At 61.4% G+C, this 20,149-nt stretch carries 24 protein-coding genes; 14 read left to right on the forward strand and 10 right to left on the reverse strand.

The features are described from left to right. Positions 1-113 precede the first annotated feature (113 nt). The 3 genes from rplT to infC form a co-directional block, all read right to left on the reverse strand. A complete protein-coding gene (gene rplT, locus PMI07_RS03195; RefSeq protein WP_007751833.1) occupies positions 114-518 on the reverse strand; it encodes a 50S ribosomal protein L20 in 405 nt (134 codons plus the stop codon). Positions 519-557: 39 nt separating this feature from the next. Beyond that, positions 558-761 (reverse strand): 50S ribosomal protein L35, encoded by a 204-nt coding sequence (gene rpmI, locus PMI07_RS03200; RefSeq protein WP_007751830.1) that lies wholly within the window; start codon positions 759-761, stop codon positions 558-560. 196 nt (positions 762-957) lie between these two features. Continuing rightward, positions 958-1,494: a translation initiation factor IF-3 gene (gene infC, locus PMI07_RS03205; RefSeq protein ID WP_081760628.1), complete on the reverse strand. Its 537-nt coding sequence runs from the start codon at positions 1,492-1,494 to the stop codon at positions 958-960. A 180-nt stretch (positions 1,495-1,674) separates the two neighbouring features. Between infC and PMI07_RS03210 the strand changes: the two genes are divergently transcribed. From PMI07_RS03210 to PMI07_RS03220, 3 genes are all read left to right on the forward strand, one after another. Beyond that, positions 1,675-2,478 (forward strand): alpha/beta hydrolase, encoded by an 804-nt coding sequence (locus PMI07_RS03210; RefSeq protein ID WP_007751825.1) that lies wholly within the window; start codon positions 1,675-1,677, stop codon positions 2,476-2,478. 221 nt (positions 2,479-2,699) lie between these two features. Then, the gene (locus tag PMI07_RS03215; RefSeq protein WP_245277099.1) at positions 2,700-3,224 is read left to right on the forward strand and encodes a transglutaminase-like cysteine peptidase; all 525 of its coding nucleotides are present in this window, start codon (positions 2,700-2,702) and stop codon (positions 3,222-3,224) included. 140 nt (positions 3,225-3,364) lie between these two features. Then, positions 3,365-4,945, forward strand: a complete 1,581-nt coding sequence (locus PMI07_RS03220; protein ID WP_007751822.1) for a histidine kinase dimerization/phosphoacceptor domain -containing protein — start codon at positions 3,365-3,367, stop codon at positions 4,943-4,945. A gap of 155 nt (positions 4,946-5,100) precedes the next feature. On the opposite strand, the gene mbfA is transcribed toward PMI07_RS03220, so the two are convergent. Further along, on the reverse strand, positions 5,101-6,084 hold the full coding sequence (gene mbfA, locus PMI07_RS03225; protein ID WP_007751820.1) for an iron exporter MbfA: 984 nt from the start codon (positions 6,082-6,084) through the stop codon (positions 5,101-5,103). A gap of 238 nt (positions 6,085-6,322) precedes the next feature. Here mbfA and PMI07_RS03230 point away from each other — a divergent pair, with 238 nt between their 5' ends. After that, positions 6,323-7,429 (forward strand): TRAP transporter substrate-binding protein, encoded by a 1,107-nt coding sequence (locus tag PMI07_RS03230; protein ID WP_007751818.1) that lies wholly within the window; start codon positions 6,323-6,325, stop codon positions 7,427-7,429. Positions 7,430-7,486: 57 nt separating this feature from the next. Here PMI07_RS03230 and PMI07_RS03235 read toward each other — a convergent pair whose 3' ends face one another. Beyond that, entirely contained in the window at positions 7,487-8,380 is an 894-nt protein-coding gene (locus tag PMI07_RS03235) for an AraC family transcriptional regulator (protein ID WP_024163518.1), read from the reverse strand. 167 nt (positions 8,381-8,547) lie between these two features. Here PMI07_RS03235 and PMI07_RS03240 point away from each other — a divergent pair, with 167 nt between their 5' ends. The 6 genes from PMI07_RS03240 to PMI07_RS03265 all read left to right on the forward strand — a co-directional run bounded on the left by PMI07_RS03240 (position 8,548) and on the right by PMI07_RS03265 (position 12,078). After that, entirely contained in the window at positions 8,548-9,276 is a 729-nt protein-coding gene (locus PMI07_RS03240) for an SDR family oxidoreductase (RefSeq protein ID WP_024163519.1), read from the forward strand. A 145-nt stretch (positions 9,277-9,421) separates the two neighbouring features. Next, complete coding sequence (locus PMI07_RS03245) at positions 9,422-10,528, forward strand: TRAP transporter substrate-binding protein (protein ID WP_007770459.1); 1,107 nt, start codon at positions 9,422-9,424, stop codon at positions 10,526-10,528. A 371-nt stretch (positions 10,529-10,899) separates the two neighbouring features. Next, entirely contained in the window at positions 10,900-11,109 is a 210-nt protein-coding gene (locus PMI07_RS03250) for a cold-shock protein (RefSeq protein ID WP_007770461.1), read from the forward strand. Between the two features lie 126 nt (positions 11,110-11,235). Beyond that, positions 11,236-11,523, forward strand: coding sequence for a hypothetical protein (locus tag PMI07_RS03255; protein WP_007770463.1), 288 nt, complete (start codon positions 11,236-11,238; stop codon positions 11,521-11,523). 49 nt (positions 11,524-11,572) lie between these two features. After that, the gene (gene rpsU, locus PMI07_RS03260; RefSeq protein ID WP_007770465.1) at positions 11,573-11,815 is read left to right on the forward strand and encodes a 30S ribosomal protein S21; all 243 of its coding nucleotides are present in this window, start codon (positions 11,573-11,575) and stop codon (positions 11,813-11,815) included. Positions 11,816-11,856: 41 nt separating this feature from the next. Continuing rightward, on the forward strand, positions 11,857-12,078 hold the full coding sequence (locus PMI07_RS03265) for a hypothetical protein (RefSeq protein WP_007770467.1): 222 nt from the start codon (positions 11,857-11,859) through the stop codon (positions 12,076-12,078). A 61-nt stretch (positions 12,079-12,139) separates the two neighbouring features. Here the strand turns inward: PMI07_RS03265 and PMI07_RS03270 are convergent, their stop codons facing one another. Together PMI07_RS03270 and PMI07_RS35285 are read right to left on the reverse strand one after the other, a co-directional pair. Continuing rightward, positions 12,140-13,354: an MFS transporter gene (locus PMI07_RS03270; RefSeq protein ID WP_007770470.1), complete on the reverse strand. Its 1,215-nt coding sequence runs from the start codon at positions 13,352-13,354 to the stop codon at positions 12,140-12,142. Between the two features lie 198 nt (positions 13,355-13,552). Further along, complete coding sequence (locus PMI07_RS35285) at positions 13,553-13,723, reverse strand: hypothetical protein (protein ID WP_007770472.1); 171 nt, start codon at positions 13,721-13,723, stop codon at positions 13,553-13,555. Positions 13,724-13,912: 189 nt separating this feature from the next. On the opposite strand from PMI07_RS35285, the gene PMI07_RS03275 reads away from it, so the two are divergent. The 3 genes from PMI07_RS03275 to PMI07_RS03285 all read left to right on the forward strand — a co-directional run bounded on the left by PMI07_RS03275 (position 13,913) and on the right by PMI07_RS03285 (position 16,957). Beyond that, positions 13,913-14,521 carry a TetR/AcrR family transcriptional regulator gene (locus PMI07_RS03275; RefSeq protein ID WP_007770474.1) on the forward strand — a complete coding sequence of 203 codons (609 nt, stop codon included), beginning with the start codon at positions 13,913-13,915 and terminating at the stop codon, positions 14,519-14,521. A 34-nt stretch (positions 14,522-14,555) separates the two neighbouring features. Continuing rightward, positions 14,556-15,770 carry an MFS transporter gene (locus tag PMI07_RS03280; RefSeq protein WP_007770476.1) on the forward strand — a complete coding sequence of 405 codons (1,215 nt, stop codon included), beginning with the start codon at positions 14,556-14,558 and terminating at the stop codon, positions 15,768-15,770. A gap of 113 nt (positions 15,771-15,883) precedes the next feature. After that, positions 15,884-16,957 (forward strand): hypothetical protein, encoded by a 1,074-nt coding sequence (locus PMI07_RS03285; protein WP_007770477.1) that lies wholly within the window; start codon positions 15,884-15,886, stop codon positions 16,955-16,957. Between the two features lie 98 nt (positions 16,958-17,055). Here PMI07_RS03285 and PMI07_RS03290 read toward each other — a convergent pair whose 3' ends face one another. The 3 genes from PMI07_RS03290 to PMI07_RS03300 form a co-directional block, all read right to left on the reverse strand. Beyond that, entirely contained in the window at positions 17,056-17,418 is a 363-nt protein-coding gene (locus PMI07_RS03290; RefSeq protein WP_051484087.1) for a hypothetical protein, read from the reverse strand. Positions 17,419-17,555: 137 nt separating this feature from the next. Then, positions 17,556-18,077, reverse strand: a complete 522-nt coding sequence (locus PMI07_RS03295) for a GNAT family N-acetyltransferase (RefSeq protein WP_007770480.1) — start codon at positions 18,075-18,077, stop codon at positions 17,556-17,558. Positions 18,078-18,108: 31 nt separating this feature from the next. Next, positions 18,109-18,684 carry an XRE family transcriptional regulator gene (locus PMI07_RS03300; RefSeq protein ID WP_197032459.1) on the reverse strand — a complete coding sequence of 192 codons (576 nt, stop codon included), beginning with the start codon at positions 18,682-18,684 and terminating at the stop codon, positions 18,109-18,111. A 174-nt stretch (positions 18,685-18,858) separates the two neighbouring features. Here PMI07_RS03300 and PMI07_RS03305 point away from each other — a divergent pair, with 174 nt between their 5' ends. Next, positions 18,859-20,112, forward strand: a complete 1,254-nt coding sequence (locus PMI07_RS03305; RefSeq protein WP_007770489.1) for an MFS transporter — start codon at positions 18,859-18,861, stop codon at positions 20,110-20,112. Positions 20,113-20,149: the final 37 nt, after the last annotated feature.

Consider the following 20,149-nt stretch of genomic DNA (forward strand, 5'->3'; position numbering starts at 1 on the left):
TGCTCGGCGAGGTGTAGTGCGAGGACGTGACGGGCAAAAGAAAAACCCGCGCCAGCCGTAACCAGCGCGGGTTTCCCAAAATCAGTAGAGCTAATAAGCTTGGGAAGCGCTGGTTAACGAACCGCGCTTTCAAACTCGTTGGTGGTGCCGGCGTCCTTGAGATACTCAAGAGCCTTCTTCGAAGCGGCAACCAGAGCACCGAATGCTTCCGGCTCATGAATTGCCATGTCGGAGAGAACCTTGCGGTCGACTTCGATGCCAGCCTTGTTGAGGCCGTCGATGAAGCGGCCGTAGGTGAGGCCGAATTCGCGGACGGCAGCATTGATACGCTGAATCCACAGGGCGCGGAAATTGCGCTTCTTGACGCGACGGTCGCGCGTGGCGAACTGACGCGAACGATCGACGGCAGCCTTGGCTGCACGGATCGTATTCTTGCGGCGGCCGTAGAAGCCCTTGGCTGCCTTCAAAGTCTTGGTGTGCTTAGCGCGGGAAGTGACGCCCCGTTTTACGCGTGCCATGTCATGATCTCCTTAACTGATCCAAAAGTGACGAGGGTCTCAGAGACCGTTCGGCAGGTAGTTCTTGATAACCTTCTTGCCATCGGGTTCGGCAAGGATCATCGTTCCGCGCGCATCGCGGATGAACTTGTTGGACCGCTTGATCATGCCGTGGCGCTTGCCAGCGGCTGCTGCAACGACTTTGCCGGTGGCGGTGATCTTGAACCGCTTCTTGGCAGCCGATTTCGTCTTCATCTTGGGCATTTTGCTACTCCAGTTTTGTATCGAAACCGCAGACGAGGCTGGTTTCAAGCATTTAGAACAGCCACGGCATGCCCTGCCGGACCGTTCGGAACGCGCGCTTATAACCGCAGTCGGTCGAAAGCGCAATGGGAAAGAAAAACGCGGCAAAAGCCCGGCCGAAATGCCGGTTGATCCGCGAAAAACAGGTGGTGGGCGCTTATTTCGGCGCCAGCACCATCATCATCTGGCGGCCTTCGAGCTTCGGCTCGGCTTCCACCTTGGCAATTTCCGTGGTGTCGTCCTTCACCTGAAGCAGAAGCTTCATGCCGAGTTCCTGGTGGGCCATTTCACGGCCGCGGAACTTCAGCGTCACCTTGACCTTGTCGCCGTCTTCGAAGAAGCGGTTCATCGCCTTCATCTTCACGTCATAGTCATGCGTGTCGATGTTCGGGCGCATCTTGATTTCTTTGATTTCGACGATCTTCTGCTTCTTGCGGGCCTCGGCGGCCTTTTTCTGGTTCGCATATTTCAGCTTGCCGAGATCGAGGATCTTGCACACCGGCGGTTCGGTGTTCGGCGAGATCTCGACGAGATCAAGGCCGGCGTCCTCGGCCATCTTGAGGGCCTGCTCGGTCGGAACGATACCTAGGTTCAGGCCTTCGGCATCGATAAGCTGGACCTTCGGAATGCGAATTTCCCGGTTAGAGCGCGGCCCGTCCTTAACAGGGGCATCGGTTTTGAATGGTCTGCGGATGGTCGTATTCTCCTGGGTTGTTTCGGAACGCAGTGACGATTTTTGCCCGCCCGGTTGCGGCCGACGGCAATGTCGTGATCACTACGGCGAAGTCAATAGCACAGCCTATCGAAAAAATCACCTGCTGTCCGATGCCTAAGAATCTGTTTTATAGGCGCGGCAAAGCCCGAGGATTCCGCCATGACCGACGCAGCCAATCTCACCCGTAAGACGATCACCGTCGGCTCCGGACCGCTTGCGCGCGAGATCGCGATCGTCCATCGGGCAGCTCTTAAGAAGAAGTCCGGGCCAACCTTCGTCTGGCTCGGCGGCTACCGGTCGGACATGGCGGGCACCAAGGCCGTCGAGCTCGATGCGCTTGCCGGAGAACTGGGGCTTGCGGCGATCCGGTTCGACTATTCCGGCCACGGCGTTTCCGGCGGCGCCTTCCGCGACGGCACGATCTCGCGCTGGCTGGAAGAGGCGATCGCCGTTCTCGACGACATCAAGCCGAAACGGGTCATCCTGGTCGGCTCCTCGATGGGCGGCTGGATCACGCTGCGCCTGGTTCAGGAATTAAGGAAACGCAAAAAGGCTGCGAAGGTCGACGGCATCGTGCTGATCGCGCCGGCGCCGGATTTCACCGTCGAGCTCATCGAACCCAATCTCACCGAGGTCGAACGGCAGTCGCTTGCCGAGCGCGGCTATTTCGAGGAGCGCTCCGAATACAGTCCCGAACCCAATATCTATACGCGCGACCTCATCGAGGACGGCCGTCGGAACCTGGTGATGACGGGCATTATCGAGACCGGCTGCCCGGTCCACATCCTGCAGGGCATGAAGGACCCGGACGTGCCCTATGCCCACGCGCTGAAGCTGGTCGAATTCCTGCCGGCCGACGACGTCGTCCTGACGCTCATCCGGGACGGAGATCACCGGCTTTCCAGGCCGCAGGACATCGAAAAGTTGAAAGTTGCGGTCTCGGCCCTAATACTTAATGATTAAATTTTGGGCTGAGACAAAAATGTTGCAGCCTTAACCATTAATACGAACGGTGAGCCGTTAACAAAAGTCACCGATTGACTCTTTCTCCCGTCCGCCCTTAACCTTTCATTAGGATTTGAAGGGACGGGTCCATGAAGATAGCCTTGCAGGCACGGCGTTTCGCCGTGATCCTAGTTAGCGTACTTGTACCAGTGAGTGCTGCAGTTCCGGCTCCAAGGCCAATGGCCGCGATGGTCACCGGCGCCGTTACCTCCCAGCCGATCGGCCATTACGAATTCTGCCAGAAATATGCGGCGGAATGTTCGATCAAGAGCCGGTCCGCTCCTTCCCCCAAGATCAGCGCAAAAGGCTGGGCCACCGTCCGTCAGATCAACCGGGCCGTGAATGCCCGCTACATCGCCAAGACCGACAAGGAAGTCTACGGCCGCGAAGAGGTCTGGAGCTATCCGAGCAATTTCGCCGATTGCGAAGACTATGCGCTTGAAAAGCGCAAGGAACTGGCAGCGCAAGGCTTTGCCCTTTCCGACCTCCTGATGACCGTCGTCCGCAAGCCGGACGGCGAAGGCCATGCGGTCCTGACCTTGCGGACCTCCGATGGCGACTTCATCCTGGACAATCTCGATAACGAGGTGAGGCCCTGGTATGCGACGCCCTACACCTTCCTGAAGCGCCAGGCCTCGTTCAACACGGGCCGCTGGGTCACGATCGAAAACGGCCGCGACCTGCTGGTCGGCGCGTTAAAATAACCCGCATCTTTAAGTATTGATTGACATTCGCCCGCAACCGTTGAGATTGCGGGCGAATGTTTTTAGTATCGCCTAATCGGAAGACATTTCCTCAATGCGGCCAACCTGCTAGGAGGGAATCTCTGAAACCGGAGCGGGTTGTGCGTGACGAGGTGATAGCAGGTTTGCCCCGCACGGTCCGTGCGACGAGGCCCACCCTCCCGATCCTGCTGACCGGTGTATTCCTCGTTGTCCTGCTGTTGGTCGCCGGCCTTATCGTCCTTGAAAACTACCGGAATGCCTTGAAAGAAGGCGAAGCGCGCGCACTCTCGTCCGCGCATGTGGTCGCCGCCCACCTCGAGTGGATGATCGAGGCCAGCGACCAGGCCCTGCGGCGCATCGAAACCGAGGTGGCCAGCCGGCCGATCGACGCCTCGCCTGACCTTGCGGCCGATCTGTCGCGGGCTGTCGGCCAACTGCCGGCCGGTTTTCAGTATTCGCTTCTGGATGGCACGGGCATCATGCGTTTTTCCAGCGCTGAGGGGAGTGGCGCCGGCAATGCATCCGACAATCACAGCGAACGCGCCTATTTCGGGAGGCTGAAGCAAGGCGAGGAGCTGACTTTCACCCGGCTGCTCGACAACGAACGTGCCGGCAAGCCATCCTTCACCATCGCACGGCGGATCGACCGAGACGGGATTTTCCGGGGCGTCGCCAGCATTACCATTCCGAACGAGAGCCTGAACAGTTTCTGGGCCTCGATGGGGCTCGGGCCGAACTCCACCATTTCGATCATCAGGGACGACGGCTGGCTGATGGCACGACGCCCGGCGGTAACGCGCCCGATCGATCTCAGCACGACCGAATGGTACCCGATGACCCGTGATAGCCTTTCCGGCTTCTATCACAATCCGGTCTCGCAGATCGACGGTTATGCCCGCATCGTCGCCTTCTGGAAGGTTTCCGGATGGCCGCTCATCGCCCTTGCGGCAATCGAACGGCAGGAAGTTCTCGACCAGTTCTGGCGCAATCTCCTGTCGGACGCGCTGATCATGCTGCCGTTGATGGCGCTGCTGGTCGTCGGTGCCTTCTGGATCAATCGCCTTCTCTATCGCACCGCCGCACGCAACGAGGATCTGGAGCAGGCGGTGGAGCGCAACCGTTTCCTGCTGCGGGAGATCCATCACCGGGTGAAGAACAATCTCCAGGCGGTGCTGGCGCTCGTGCGACTGCAGGCGCTGCCGGTCGAAGCGCGCGACGACATGGCGAGGCGCATCGCCGCGATGATCGCCGTGCACGAGCAGATCTACCAGAACGACCAGTTCGAACAGGTCGAGGTGGCGCCCTATGCGACCAAGCTGATCAACGATATCGCCTCGGGCTATGAGACGCCTGTCGTGCTCGACCTCAAGCTGCAGGCGCTCACCGTCGACCGCGAACAGGCTCTGCCGCTTGGCATGATCATCAACGAGGTCGTTTCCAACTCCTTCAAATATGCCTTTGCCGGCCGCCAGAGCGGCAGGCTTTCCGTCGAACTTCGTGAAGACGGCGACAATCTGAGCCTCGTCATCCGCGACGACGGGCCGGGCATCGAGGCCTTCAGCCGGGTCGGTGGCATGGGCAGCAAACTGATCGCCAATTTCGTCAAGCAGCTCGGCGGGCAGTTCACCACCCGCAACGACGGTGGCGCCGTGTTTTCGCTCGAGGTACCGAGGGTACGGGCGCCGCAGGCGGCGGCTTGAGGACGGCTCCGGGAGTCTTACCAGCAGACTTTTGCCCGCTCGATTGAGCTCAGGGAGTTGGACGCGCCTTATCCCGGTCCTTCGCTTTGGCTGAGTGTGTTCGAAGCTGCAATCGATTCACTGGATCGATTGCTCGGGCTTTGTCCGACCGCTTCTCACCCATTCCCAATCAGAATACCTGCGGCCAGGACCAGCGAACCGCCGAGCACCACCTGGACGACGGCCCGGAGAAACGGCGTTTCCATGTAGCGGTTCTGGATGAAGGCGATCGCCCAGAGTTCGAAGAAGACGATGATCGCGGCGACGATGGTCGCGGTCCAGAAATCCGGAATCAGATAGGGCAGCGTGTGGCCGAGGCCGCCAAGCGCCGTCATGATGCCGGAGGCCAGTCCGCGTTTGACCGGCGAACCGCGGCCGGAAATCTTGCCGTCGTCATGTGCGGCTTCGGTAAAGCCCATGGAAATGCCGGCACCGACCGAAGCCGAAAGGCCGATCAGGAAAGTCGACCACGTGTCGCCCGTCGCAAAGGCCGCCGCAAAGATCGGCGCCAATGTCGAAACCGAACCGTCCATCAGCCCGGCCAGGCCCGGCTGTACGTAAGTGAGGATGAACTGGCGGCGGGCGGTCTCATCCTCTTCGGTCTTCACATCGCCCGCCACATGCTTGTCGCCGAGCATGCGGGCGATATCCTCGTGCCCCTGTTCGGCGATCGCCAGATCGCCCAGCAATTGCCGCGTCGAGGCGTCGGAGACCTGCTTTGCCGCTTCGGTATAAAACCGGAAAGCCTGACTCTCCATGGCTTCCGCCTGTTCCCGGATATTGTCGAGCGGCAGGTTGCGGGTCAGCCAGTCCGGCTTGCGTTCGTAGAAACCGCGCACATGCTCTCGGCGGATCAGCGGGATGCGCTCGCCGAAGCGGGAGCGGAACATCTCGATCAGCATGTTCTTGTGGGTCTGCTCGACCTCCGCCATGTCCTCGAACACCTTGGCGGATGCCGGAAACTGGTCCTTGAGATTGTCCGCATAAGCGAGATAAATCCGCGCATCCTCCTCTTCCGAAGCGATGGCGAGCGCCAGGATTTCCTTCTCGTTGAGGGAGGCGAAGGGGCGCTTGGAACTGGAGAGAAGGCGGGCGAGCATGGAAACCTCTTATTAGAATAATTCTAAACTAAAGCCTCACTCGAAAACTTCAAGGGATTTCTGCCCTCCGCCCAATCGAAAGGTACCGAGGAAACAAAACGCAATATCCGGAAAGCTTTGCTGCGGCGCAGCGTAATCTTTTGGATTTTTTGCTTGCTGTTCCCGAAATGAAAGGATTATGAGCGGCCCTGCGCGGGCAAAAATCCGGGCACCTCCAAAGTTTAGAAGGCATAATCCCATGAACCGCAGAAACTTCTTCCGGCAGGCCGCGACCGCCGGCGTGGGCGCCGCTGCCGCGACCGCGCTTGCTGCACCGGCCATCGCCCAGGAATCCCCGAAGATCACCTGGCGGATGACCTCGTCGTTCACCAAGAATACCGACATCCTCTGGTCCGCCGCCACCGACATCGCCGAAAGCGTCAAGGAAGCCTCGGACGGCAACTTTACGATCCACACCTTCGCCGCCGGCGAAATCGTTCCGCCGCTGCAGGCGGCAGATGCCGTTTCCAACGGTACCGTCGAAATGGCGCATACCTGCGCCTATTACTATATCGGCAAGGATCCGACGTTTGCGCTCGGCACCGCCGTTCCCTTCGGTCTCAATGCCCGCCAGACCAATGCATGGTTCTCGGTCGGCGGCGGTAACGAGATGCTCAACGACTTCCTCGGCAGCTACAATCTCTTCGCGCTGCCGGCGGGCAATACCGGTGCCCAGATGGGCGGTTGGTACCGCAAGGAAATCAACACGATCGAAGACCTGAAGGGCCTGAAGATGCGCATTGCCGGCCTTGCAGGCCAGGTCATGCAGAAGCTCGGCGTCACGCCGCAGCAGATCGCCGGCGGCGACGTCTATGCGGCGCTGGAAAAGGGCACGATCGACGCCACCGAATTCGTCGGTCCCTATGACGACCAGAAGCTGGGCTTCGTGAAGGTCGCGAAATACTATTATTATCCGGCATGGTGGGAAGGCGGCCCGGCCGTCCACGCCTTCATGAACAAGGACAAGTTCAACGCCCTGCCGAAGAGCTACCAGCGCATGATCAAGGATGCATGCGCCAATGCCAACCAGAACATGCTCTCCCGCTACGACACCCACAACGCCAAGGCGCTGCGTCAGCTCGTTTCGGAAGGTGCTGTCCTGAAGCCGTTCAGCGCGGAAATCCTCGAAGCCAGCTACAAGGCTGCGCTCGAAGTCTATGCCGAACTCAACGCCAAGAACGCCGCCTTCAAGAAGATCTACGACAGCCAGCAGGCCTTCAAGAAGGAAGGTTATCTCTGGAACCAGATCGCCGAATACAGCTACGACACCTTCATGATGGTGCAGCAGCGCAAGGGCACGCTGTAATCAGCGTCCGTTCGTTTCATCAAAAGCCCGGAGCATCGCTTCGGGCTTTTTTGTCTATCAGCCCTCGACCAGCTCGATATCGCCAGCCATCCTGTCGCGAAGGCGTCCGACATCGCGGGCCGGCGAGGCGCCGAACTGGCGGGAGTATTCGCGGTTGAACTGGGTGACGCTTTCGTAGCCGACCGAAAAGGCGACCCGCGCCGTATCGCCCGCTTCCGCCAGCAGCCGGCGGCGAGCTTCGTGCAGGCGGATGCTCTTCTGGTACTGGATTGGGCTCATGGCGGTCACTTCCTTGAAGTGGCGGTGAAAGACCGAGGCGCTCATGCCCGCGAGCCGCGCCAATTCGTCGACCCTGAGCGGCGCATCGAAATGCGTGCGGATATGGCCGATCGTCCTGCGGATATGGCCAAGCCGGCTTTCCGGCCGCGCCAATTGGCGGATCGCAGCGCCCTGTGGCCCCTGCAACAGCCGGTAGAGGATTTCCCGTTCGATCAGCGGACCGAGCACACGAACATCCTGCGGCCGTTCGGTCAGCCGGGCAAAACGTAGGAAGGCATCCGCCAATTCCGGCGTTACGGGGCTCACCCCGAAACATGCACCGCTGCACACAATGGCGTCATCCGGCATGTCGATCAGGATTTCGGCGATCGCCGCCATGTCGAGGGTCAGGCTGAGGGCGAGATAGGGCTGTTCCGGGCTTGCATCGACAATCTGCCCGGAGGCCGGCACCTCGACGGACGAGACGAAATAGCTCGCACTATCGTAATGCATCGCCTGGTCGCCGATCACCACGCATTTCGATCCCTGCAGCACGAGGCAAAGCATCGGCTCGTAGACGCTCGGCAGCATGCTGGTCGGGTTCGTGCCCTTCATGATCACAAGACGCGGCACCAGCGTTTCGGTGCGGCGGCCGACAGCGCGTCGCGAGACCAGATCGCGGATTTCATCCATGGGCTTCGTCATACCCCTGAGATGCCGATTGGCTGGCGCGGGCGCAAGAGCCCCCACGCATGTGGAAGCCTCGGTCGGGAGGATTAGGCAAGAAATCGGCAGTTCTTGGCTCACGCCCGGTGGTCGCCCGCTGCCATCTGTGGCCAGCAACTACAGGAGTTTTGCACATGACCAAACAGAAGACAGCACTCGTCACCGGCGCCAACAGAAGTATCGGCTTCGAGATCGCAAGACGGCTCGCCGCCGAGGGATATCGCGTCTGGCTCGGCAGCCGCGATGTCGGTCGCGGCGAAGAAGCTGCGCAGAAACTGCGGGACCAGGGGCTCGACGCGCATGTCCTGCAGCTCGATGTCACCAGCGACGAAAGCGTCGTCTCGGCTATCGCGGAACTCAGCCGACAGACCGACCATCTCGATGCGCTCATCAACAATGCCGGCATCGCCGACAGCTTTACGCACCAGCCCTTCGATGAGCCGATCACAGTGGTAAAAGCCGTCTACGAGGTGAATACGTTCGGCCCGATCCGCCTCACCCAGGCTGCACTGCCCCTGCTCAAGGCATCCGGCGCGGGACGTGTCGTCATGCTGAGCAGCGAACTCGGTTCGCTCCAGGCTCTGCTCGACCCACAGAACCAGTTCTACGGCATCAATGCGCTCGGCTACAATTCATCCAAGACGGCGCTCAATGCCGTGACCGTATCGCTCGCCAAGGCGGCAGAGCCCTTCGGCATCAAGGTCAATGCCGCCGATCCGGGTTATACGAAGACCGACATGAACGGCCATTCGGGCTATCGCACCGTCGAACAGGCGGCGGAAGCGCCGGTGCGGCTGGCCATGCTCGGGCCGGACGGTCCGACGGCGGGCTATTTCTTCGACGACCAGACACTTCCCTGGTAAATGCCGCGACCCGGCCGGCCCGACGTTGGGCCGGCCACCAGTGCGAGTTTTTGGAATTTCCTTGCCGTTCCCGAAATGAAAGGATTATGAGCGAAACCGACAGGGCCGGGACAGGCCGCATACACTTCGCTTCAAGGAGGATTTCATGGACCGCAGACGTTTCTTCAAGCAGGCTGCCACGGCCGGGGTCGGCGCCGCTGCCGCGACCGCGCTGGCTGCTCCGGCAGTCGCCCAGGAAACCCCGAGGGTGAGCTGGCGGCTGACCTCGTCCTTCCCGAAAAGCCTCGACATCATCTTCAACGCCGCCAACCAGATCGCCGACAGCGTGAAGAACGCTACCGATGGCAAGTTCACCATCCAGACTTTCGGGGCCGGCGAGATCGTGCCGCCGCTGCAGGCGGCGGATGCGGTGGCCAACGGCACGGTCGAGATGGCCCATACGTGCTCCTACTACTATATCGGTCAGGACCCGGCGTTCGCGCTCGGCACCGCCATTCCCTTCGGCCTCAATGCACGCATGACGAATGCCTGGTTCACGGCCGGCGGCGGCAACGATCTGATCAACGAGTTCCTCGCCCCGCGCAATCTCTACGCCCTGCCCGCCGGCAATAGCGGCACCCAGATGGGCGGCTGGTTCCGCAAGGAAATCAACACGATCGACGACCTGAAGGGCCTCAAGATGCGCATTGCCGGCCTCGCGGGCCAGGTCATGCAGAAGGTCGGGGTCACCCCGCAGCAGATCGCCGGCGGCGACGTTTATGCCGCCCTCGAAAAGGGTACGATCGACGCCACCGAATTCGTCGGTCCCTATGACGACCAGAAGCTCGGCTTCGTGAAGGTCGCCAAATACTATTATTACCCGGCCTGGTGGGAAGGCGGCCCGGCCATGCATGCCTTCTTCAACCTCGAAAAGTTCAAGGCCCTGCCGAAGAGCTACCAGCAGATCCTCACCGATGCCTGCGCCGCCGCCAATATGAGCATGCTCGCCAATTACGATGCCCATAACGCCACGGCGCTGAAGAAGCTCGTCGCCGAAGGCGCGATCCTGAAACCCTTCAGCCGCGAGATCATGGACGTCTGCTTCAAGGCGGCGATGGAGACCTATGCCGAGCTCTCGGCCAAGAGCCCGGCCTTCAAGAAGATCTATGACAGCCAGCAGGCCTTCAAGAAGGACGCCTATCTCTGGGCGCAGATTGCCGAATATTCCTACGATACCTATATGATGACGCAGCAGCGCGCCGGCACGCTGTGACCGCCGTGTCGCGATGATGTGCCAAAAGCCCGGAGCGACCCTTCGGGCTTTTTGTTTTGAAAGCCTATTTGCGGATGCCTCGGCAGCGGCTACGAACCGTCTTCCTGGGCAGCGGGGACGGTTGCGCTTTTCAATAAAGCATCGTAAAATCATATCGTTGAATGAGAAAATCGGCACCGCCGACAAGCCCCCGCGAAATTAAATCGCTGCGGGAGCATTGATTATCAACGGATAAAGCTTATATTGATGTAATCGAAAATTGCTTGCGACCTTTGTTCCCGGGCCTGGTGCTCAGTCAGATTTCCTATCAAATATCGATTAAAGCGGGCGAAATACTGTCCGCAGTCTCTGGCGATTGAAAGGAAATCGTTATGAATACTGGCACCGTGAAGTGGTTCAATAGCACCAAGGGCTTCGGCTTCATTCAGCCTGATGACGGCGCAACGGACGTTTTCGTTCACGTTTCGGCTGTCGAACGCGCCGGCATGTCTTCCCTGACGGAAGGTCAGAAGATTTCCTACGAGATCGTTCGCGACCGCAAGTCCGGCAAGAGCTCGGCCGACAACCTTCGGGCCGCATAAGGATGTCATTCGCCTCTGCTGACCACGGATGTACTGGCAGCGACGGCTTGAATGACGGGAAGAGGTCGGGGTAACGCCCGGCCTTTTTGTTTTGCTCCGGCTTTCGGCTGGTCCAAGGAGAACACGATGAGCGCAAATGTCTATGCCATAGGCGATAACATCGTCCTCAAGGCAGGCCTGACCCGGACCGCCACTGGCGACCGGACATGCCGCGTCGTGGGCCTTCTGCCGGCGGCCGACCGGGGTGAAAATCAGTATCGCGTACGCTTCGGCAGCGAAAATTTCGAGCGCCGGATCGTCGAAAGTGATATCGACACCTTGGAGACGGCATCGTCCGCCAAGAAGGACGATGTTTCCGCCGACGACGCAGGCGGGCCCTGGCTGAAAGCGTCCAGCATCCGTATTGGTAAGTAATCAACCCTTTGATCGAAAGCGGGATCTGCCCGCAGTGGAAGGATATAGTTTGCAGGTTCTAGTCCGAGACAACAACGTCGAGCAGGCACTTCGGGTGCTGAAGAAGAAGATGCAGCGCGAAGGCGTCTTCCGTGAGATGAAGGCGCGCAGCGCCTATGAGAAGCCCTCCGAAAAGCGGGTGCGCGAAAAGGCCGAAGCCGTGCGGCGTTACCGCAAGCTGGCCCGCAAGAAGATGCAGCGCGAAGGCCTCCTGCCGGCGCCCAAGAAAGTCGTCCGCCCGGCGCGCGCATAACCTGTTGACCGCACGGACATCCCATCAGGAAGGAGGATATTATGGCCGCGACCAAGGACGAATTCTTCAATCCCACCAAGCTTTCCGCGCGTGACAAGGCTGCTGCGACAGATCACACCGCGCGCTCCATCATTTCGGCGGAAGCGACCCAGCGGGAAAAGAAGACCGAGAAATTGAAGCAGCTTCGCCTTGAACGCGAGGCTGCGGAGCCAGCACCGGCTCCGGCTCGAGCCAAGGGCCGCAAGGCCCCGGCCGATCACTGAATTTCAAAAAGCCCGGAACTTTCCGGGCTTTTTGCTGTGTGGCTCACAGTCCGGGAGCTGTTCAGGCCGCCTGAAGCTGCGCCGGCTGGCGCGGCAGCGGTGGAAAGGCGAGAGCGATCGCCACGGCCCCGAGGCCGACCAGCGCCGAGCCGAAGAACAGCCAGTCATAATTGGCGAAGTGGTCGAAGGCCCAGCCGCCGGCCAGAGGCCCGAAGGCCATGCCGATGCTCGACAGCATGGTCGCGGCGCCGAATACGGTGCCCATGATCTTCGGCCCGAAATAGTCCCGAGCGAGCACCGCATAAAGCGGCATCACGCCGCCATAGGTGCCGCCGAAGATCACTGCCAGCATGTAGAACTGGCTGAGATCGCTGGCCATCGTGTAGGCCGCAATGACCGCCGCCTGGATCATCAGCCCGCCGATCAGCACCGGCTTGACGCCCAGCCTGTCGGCCAGAAGCCCAAACAGAATGCGGCCGCCCAGACCCGCCGCCCCCTCGACGCTGTAGATGCTGACGGCCGACATCGGCGCCATGCCGCAGAACATCGCGTAGCTCACCATGTGGAAGATCGGTCCGGAATGGGCCGCGCAGCAGGCGAAGAAGGTAAACCCGAGCACCAGGAACTGCGGCGAGCGGAACACCCGCGACAGCGGCATGCCGGCACCTTCGGCCTGAGGTTCAGACGCCATGCCGCCCGCGGCCGCCACGGCCGGAGGATTGCGCACCAGGAAAGCCGTCGGCAGAAGCAGGATCCAGGCGCCGATGCCGATGAAGAGCATCGCCACGCGCCAGTCGTCATAGGCGGTGATCAGCCAGCGCGCGAACGGCGAAATGGTCATCGGCGCCATGCCCATGCCGGCGGATACCAGGGAGACCGCGAGGCTGCGGTGCTCATCGAACCAGGACATGGTGACGGTGATCATCGGCGCGAAGAAAGCGCTCGCGGCAAGCCCGATCAGACAGCCATAGATCAGCTGGAAGGCAAGGAGGCTCTGCGCCTGACTGGCAAGCACTAACGCCAAGCCGAGAAGTGCGGCCCCGATCAGCACGACGATGCGCGCTCCGAAACGATCGCTCAACGTGCCCCACATGAAGCCGCCGAGGCCCATCACCACGAAATTGAGCGTCATGGCGCTCGAAATGCCCGCATGGGACCAACCGGTCGCCTTGGCGATCGGCTCCAGAAAGATGGCCAGCGAGAACATCGTGCCGACGGCGACACAGCCCATCAGGGCGCCGGCCGCGACAATGACCCAACGATAATTGCTACTCATGTCTACTCCCCATATGTCACAGGTTCCGAGATCCGGACGGATTGCGCGACATCGCAATGCCATCCTTGAACCCAGGACGTGTGAGGCCCCTCCCTGCCGACACACCAACCGATTTTTTCGCAACCGGATTTTTGGGATCATATAACAAAAAGCCCCGCACGCGGCGGGGCTTTCCAAAGCTCGTATCGTGGTGACGTTCTAGCTGCTGCCGGCATTCGGACGGTTCTTGCCGACATTGGTGTTCGTCGATGCCGTCTTGCCGTCGGGGTTCTGGCCATAATAGGTGCCGCCGAGGTGGCCACCGGAACTGGTGTTCTCGACCTGGCGTTTGGCGCGTTTCACGGCCTGTTCTACGTCACTCTTGCTCATGTCTGCCTCCAGCTTTGGGGTTGGTGACGGAGGTGTAACCACCCGGAAGGCCAAGTGTTCCCCGTTAATCGTCCGGATCGGCGCGACAACCGACACCGAAGCTTCCCACGCCGCGAACAGGCTCTGCCCTTGACGAAACGCAAACATGCTTCTATTGGGGAACGATCGTTTCCAAATTAAGCCGGCATCATGGATATCAACACCGCGACGCGCCCGCCGGGTCGCCCCCGCGAATTCGAAATCGAAGAAGCGCTCGACAAGGCGGTCATCGTCTTTTCCGAAAGGGGCTATCACGCGGCCTCGATTTCGGAACTGAAGGACGCCATGGGGCTTGCCGCCGGCAGCCTCTACAAGGCGTTCAAGGACAAAAAGGCGATCTTTCTCGCGAGCTTCGACCGCTACAAGCAGGTCCGCAATGCGGTTCTCGAACAGGAACTTGCACAGGGGATCAACGGCCGCGACAGGGTTTCCCGCATGCTGCGCTTCTATGCCGAAGCCTCGCATGGGGAGAACGGCCGGCGCGGCTGCCTCGTCGTCGGAACGGCGATCGAGCTTGCGGTCTACGATGCGGAGGCCGCCGAGCGGGTCGATCGTTCCATGGGCCGCAGCGAAGCCCTGTTCGAGACCCTGATCCGCGAGGGCCAGGCGGATGGCTCCATTGCGCAGGCGATCGATCCGGGCGCAACCGCCCGCCTGCTACTCTCCGTTACTCAGGGCCTGAGGGTGCTGGGCAAAACCGGCCCGAACCGCGACCGTGCCTTTTCCGTGGTCGATACGGCCATGAAACTTCTCGACTGACTTTTATCCGATCCTTCCTCCCAAGGAGCTTCTCATGACCACCAATACCGCAACGATGGCCCCGCCGGCGGCCGCTTCCGGACTGTCCGCCGCCATGACCTTCGTGATGGCCGCGGCCTGCGGGCTCATCGCCGCCAATCTTTATTATTCCCAGCCGCTCGCAGGCCCGATCGCCACCTCGATCGGCCTGCCGGCGCATGCAACCGGCCTTATCGTCACCCTCACCCAGATCGGCTATGGCCTCGGCCTGCTGCTGGTCGTGCCGCTCGGCGACCTTCTCGAAAACCGCCGGCTGATCCTCACCATGATCGGCGTGGTCACCGTGGCACTGCTCGGCGCCGGCCTGTCGACCGCGTCGGTGCCGTTCCTTGCAGCATCGCTGGCGATCGGCGTCGGCTCCACCGCGGTCCAGATGATCGTGCCGTTTGCCGCCAGCCTGACCAACGACGCCAATCGCGGCCGCGTGGTCGGCAATGTCATGAGCGGACTGATGATCGGCATCATGATGGCGCGGCCGGTCTCGAGCTTCATTGCCGAGTTCTCTTCCTGGCACATCGTCTTCTTCCTGTCGGCGGCTGTCATGATCGTGCTCGGGTTCGTGCTCGCCGCCCGGCTGCCGAAGCGCATGCCGCAGACGAAGCTCTCCTATGTCGCCCTGCTCGCATCGATGGGCAGCCTTTACGCCACCCAACCGGTTCTGCGCCGCCGGGCATTCTACCAGGCCTGCCAGTTCGCCACTTTCAGCCTGTTCTGGACGGTGACGCCGCTGGTTCTCGCCGGCCCCGCCTTCCAACTCAGCCAGGCCGGCATTGCGCTGTTCGCCTTGGCAGGTGTCGCGGGAGCCATCGCCTCGCCGATCGCCGGACGCCTGGCCGACCGGGATCTTGGCCGGCCCGCGACAATCTTCGGCATCGCTGCCGTCGCCGTCGCCTTCCTGATCACCCATATCGCGCCGGAGGGCTCGATCATCGCGCTCGCGTTGCTGACCGTTGCCGCCATCCTGCTCGATTTCGGGGTGACGATGACGCTCGTGATCGGCCAGCGGTCGATCTACAATCTCGGCGCGGACCTGAGAAGCCGGCTGAACGGCCTCTACATGGCGACCTTCTTCTGCGGCGGCGCAATCGGTTCGGCCGTCGGCGCCTGGGCCTTTGCCGAAGGCGGCTGGTTGCTCGCCTCCTCGCTCGGCCTTGCCCTGCCGGTCATCGCCTTCTTGTATTTCCTGACGGAAAAGCGCGCCAAGGCTTGAGGCGATAGGACAAGATCACGTTCCAGGACGACCTCGAACGTGATCGAGGTCGTCAACCGTGCCATCCTCCTGCCAGGGGTCAGCCTTCGTTTCTCAGATCGAACGAGGCTTCCATGCGCCCCACCCTTCGCTTTTTTGCTTTTCTGCTGGCAGGTATCAGCAGTTCACCCGTCCTTGCCGCCGATCCCGTCGGGGTCCGGAAAATCAGCGTGGTTTCGCCCGAACACGACCGGGCACTTGCTGTAACCGTCTGGTATCCGTCAAAGGGTGACGGCGAAACCACGCCCATCGGCGACAACCGGATTTTCGAGGGATTGCCTGCATCCAAGAACGCGTCCCTCGAAAGCGGCCGCTTTCCGCTCGTGCTTCTCTCCCATGGCTCCGGCTCCCGCGCCGAAGGCATGGCCTGGATTGCCACCCGGCTCGCCGAGGCCGGCTTCATCGTCGCCGGTCCCAACCATCCCGGCACCACGAGCGGCGATTCCACGCCGGCCGCGACACCGAAGATCTGGGAACGGACTCAGGACCTTTCCGACATCATCACCGCATTGACTGGCGGAGCCCCCTGGAAGGCGGCAATCGACACGGAGCATATCGGCGTTCTCGGCTTCTCGCTCGGCGGCAGTACGGCGATGGAGCTTGCCGGCGCACGTGCCGATCTCGATGCCTACAAACGGTATTGCGACGACTATCCGGCCATGATGGATTGCATGTGGTTCCAAGGGGGACGCGGTTTTGCCGATGGCGAACAGGTCGCGGTCGAAAAATTCGATCTCGAAAGCATCGGCAGGACACGCTTCGAACGATCGAACCGCGATCCGCGCATCACTGCGGCCGTCATGGTCGATCCCGGCCTTGCGACGGCTTTCACGGCCGGCAGCGTGAGAGCCATCGATATTCCGATGGCCTTCATCAATCTCGGCAGTGTCGGGCAGATCCCGGTCGCGGTGCTTTCGGACGCGCTGGCGAAACAGGCCCCGAACGCCACTTACGCGCAGGTGAACGGCGCCAACCATTTCAGCTTCCTGCCCGTCTGCAAACCGGGTGCGGCCGAGTTCCTGAAATCCGTCGAAGAACCCGATCCGATCTGCGACGAGAACTCCAACCGAACGCGGGCCGATATCCACCGGGAACTGACGGGCCTCATCGTTGCGGCTTTCGAGCGAGGCCTCGGACCCCGCCGCTGAGCGAAGTGCGCGCGCTCTTCAGCGCATTCGTCGTTCGGCAGATTGGACAGCAGCGAAGGGATCGGCCGCCGAACGGCCGATCCTGCTTCAGACCCAGCTTACTCGACGAGATTGATTTCCTCGGTCTCGCCGCCTTCGCAGACGTAGCAGCAGTCTTCGCAGGCTTCCTTGTTGTTCGGACCCGTGCCCCAATAGGTCTGCTTGTCGCCGGAGACCCAGGCACCGTAGCAGATGTTCTCGCCCTGCTGGCAGGAGAGGTGGATCTGCTTGGATTCGCCGTCATCCAGGTAATAGACTTGGTTGCCGCCCGGCCAGACATGTTTGCGGTCCTGGCTGTAGAGCTCGACCTCGACGGCGTTCGGATGCTCGTTGCGCATGATGAAGCTCACATCCGCAGACAGCGCCTGTCCGGCCGTGGAGCAGATGGTTGCGGTCAAAACCAGCAGAGCTGCGCGGCGCATCGCCGGCAGCGAATTAAAAATCAGCATAACGTCCCCCATGAAAGCGCCTGATCAATCGGCGCAGGTTCATATGCCCTGATTTGCAAGAATAAATCGAGCTGGATGGACTTCTCTTGCCGGATTTTTTCTTCGCGGCCTCAAGCAACGCGCTTGTAGAACAGCGTGGTGGCGCAGAAACCGCCTTGCGGCCACAGGGCATAATCCGGGATGACGCCGACCCGCTCCCAGCCGAAGCGCGGATAGATCTTTTCCGCATCGCTGCCGGTTGCGGTGTCGAGCACCAGAAGCGTGCGGCCGCGCCGTGCGGCTTCCGCTTCCACGGCCTCCATCAGCTTGCGCGACAGGCCGAGCCCGCGGGCGGAGCGATGCACGAGGAGCTTCATCAGGTCGCCGCGATGCGGCTGGTTCGGCTTCGAGGCAAGGCCCACCTGCACCGTGCCGACGACCTTGCCCTCCACTTCGGCCACAGCGAGGATTATGCCGCCTTTTTCGACCGCATCGGCAATCTCCTGCCAGTAGCCGACCGCGTCCTCGGGCTCGAAGGGCAGCATGAAGCCGAGCGAAGCCCCGCCTTTGACGCAATCGGACAGGGTCTCGGAGAGATCGGCGATCACGGCGCGGGTTTCGCTGGCATTGAGGATGCGGATGGTGAGGTTCATCTTATGAAGGCTCCTGGCATCTTGGAAAGGTTCAGCGACCGCGGTCGAGGATGACGGCATAGCGGGCCGGCTGGTCGGATGGATTGTGGAAGTCGAAGGCATCGCCGATGTCCATGTAGAGGCAGTCGCCGGGCTGCAGCCTGTGGACGGTTTCGCCGATGATCATCTCCAGCACACCTTCGAAGAGCCAGACATGCTGGGTCATCACCCGGCTTTCCTCGCGCGGCGGAAAGCTGACCCGCGCATGGGCGGGGAAATCCACCTCGACGATATCCACCCTGCTCGGCGTGCCCGGCGGCGAAACCGAGCGGCGCAGATAACCCGTATGCGGATCGCGCCACAGCTTCTGCTCCGCCCTGCGGCTGAGCGGCGAGCTTAGCGGTTCGTCATCGGCGAAGAAGGCGGAGAGTGAGAGCCCGAGCGCTTCCGCCAGCCTTGCCAGCAGCGCGGCGGTCGGACTCGCCTCCGCTCGCTCGATCCTGGAAATCATCGCGCGGCTGACGCCGGAGCGGCTCGCCAATTCGTCGAGCGTCAATCCGGCGCGGGCGCGCAGGCTCTTCAGCCGCTCGCTGATGGCGTTCTCGATGTCATGATCCGTCGCTTCCATGATTTGAGAATTGCATTCTCTTATGATGGAATCAAGTGGTACGATGATGGAACCGTCGAATTTTACAAGCAATGGCGCTTCCGCGATAGCTCCCGTCATGGTCCATCGGCTATGGAGCATCATCGGGCCTCAAGCCGGCAGGAACTGCCGACGCCCGTGCTTGCGGGGGATCAGATGAACGGCCAGACAATCGAGACGGCATCGCCCCTGTCGATCGCCAGCATCGTCGTCTCGATGACGATCGCCGCCGTCGGCAGCGGTATCATGTCTGCCTACGTGCCTTTCGTGCTGACGCAGACGGGCGACACCTGGGCCGCCAGCGCCGCCGTCCCGACGCTCGCCTTCGGCGGCCTGGTCGGCTGTATCGTCGGCGGGCCGCTGATCCGTCGGGTCGGGCATGCCCGACTGTTCTCCTGCTCGATGGCGATGGTGATCATCGCCGCGGTGCTGATCGCCATCAACCCGCCGCCAATCTGGTGGGTTTTGGCGCGCGGCGTCTATGGAGCGGCCTCCAACGTCAATTTCATCATCGCCCAGAGCTGGCTCAACCACGCCGCCTCGAACGAATGGCGCGGCCGGGCGATGTCCTTCTTCTACATGGCCTTCGTGCTGGGCTTGGGCGTCGGCGCCTGGCTGTTCGGCCGCATTCCCGCGGACGGCAATCTCGCGCCGCTTGCGGTGGTCTTCGTCACCGCGCTCGCCATCCTGCCGATCGGGCTCACCCGCCTGCCGAACCCGCCGGCGCCGGCCAATGTCAATGTCGACATCAAGATGGCCTGGCGCATCTCGCCGGTCGGGCTGATCGGCGTGCTCGCGTCCGGCGGCCTTTCGATGGTGATCCAGGGCTTCGTGCCGATCTATGCCACCACCAATCACGTCGCGCAGACGGATGTGGCGCTGCTGATGCTGGTGATGCAGACCGGTCTGCTGTTCGTGCAATATCCGCTCGGCATGCTGTCGGATCGCATCGACCGCCGTTTCGTGCTGCTGATCACCTGCGCGCTGATCGTCGCGGCGGGTTTTTCGGCGCTGTTCGTGTCCTTCTCGATGATGATCATTTTAATGCTCGTCTTCCTCGTCTTCGGCGGCGCGGTCGAGACCGTCTATTCGGTCGCCAATGCGCATGCCAACGACCGGGCCGATCCTGACGATTTCGTGCCGCTCTCCTCGACGCTCTTGGTGGCATGGTCGACGGCAGCCACCATCGTGCCCCTCGGCGTGACGCTGCTCACCCCGGCTTTCGGCCAGCATACCTTCATCTATGCGGTGATCCTGGTGGCGATCGCCTATGCAGCCTACGTCATCTGGCGCCTCAAGGAACGCGAGGGCGTGCCTGCCGACGAGCGGGAGAATTGCGGGGTGCGGAGCGCCCAGTTCCCGAATGCCTCCGTCATGACCGGCCCGGAGGCGGAAATACCCGCCAAATAGCCCACGCTGCCGGGCTTTATCCTCAACGAAGGGTTAT

Source organism: Rhizobium sp. CF080 (genome assembly GCF_000282095.2).
GTDB lineage: Bacteria > Pseudomonadota > Alphaproteobacteria > Rhizobiales > Rhizobiaceae > Neorhizobium.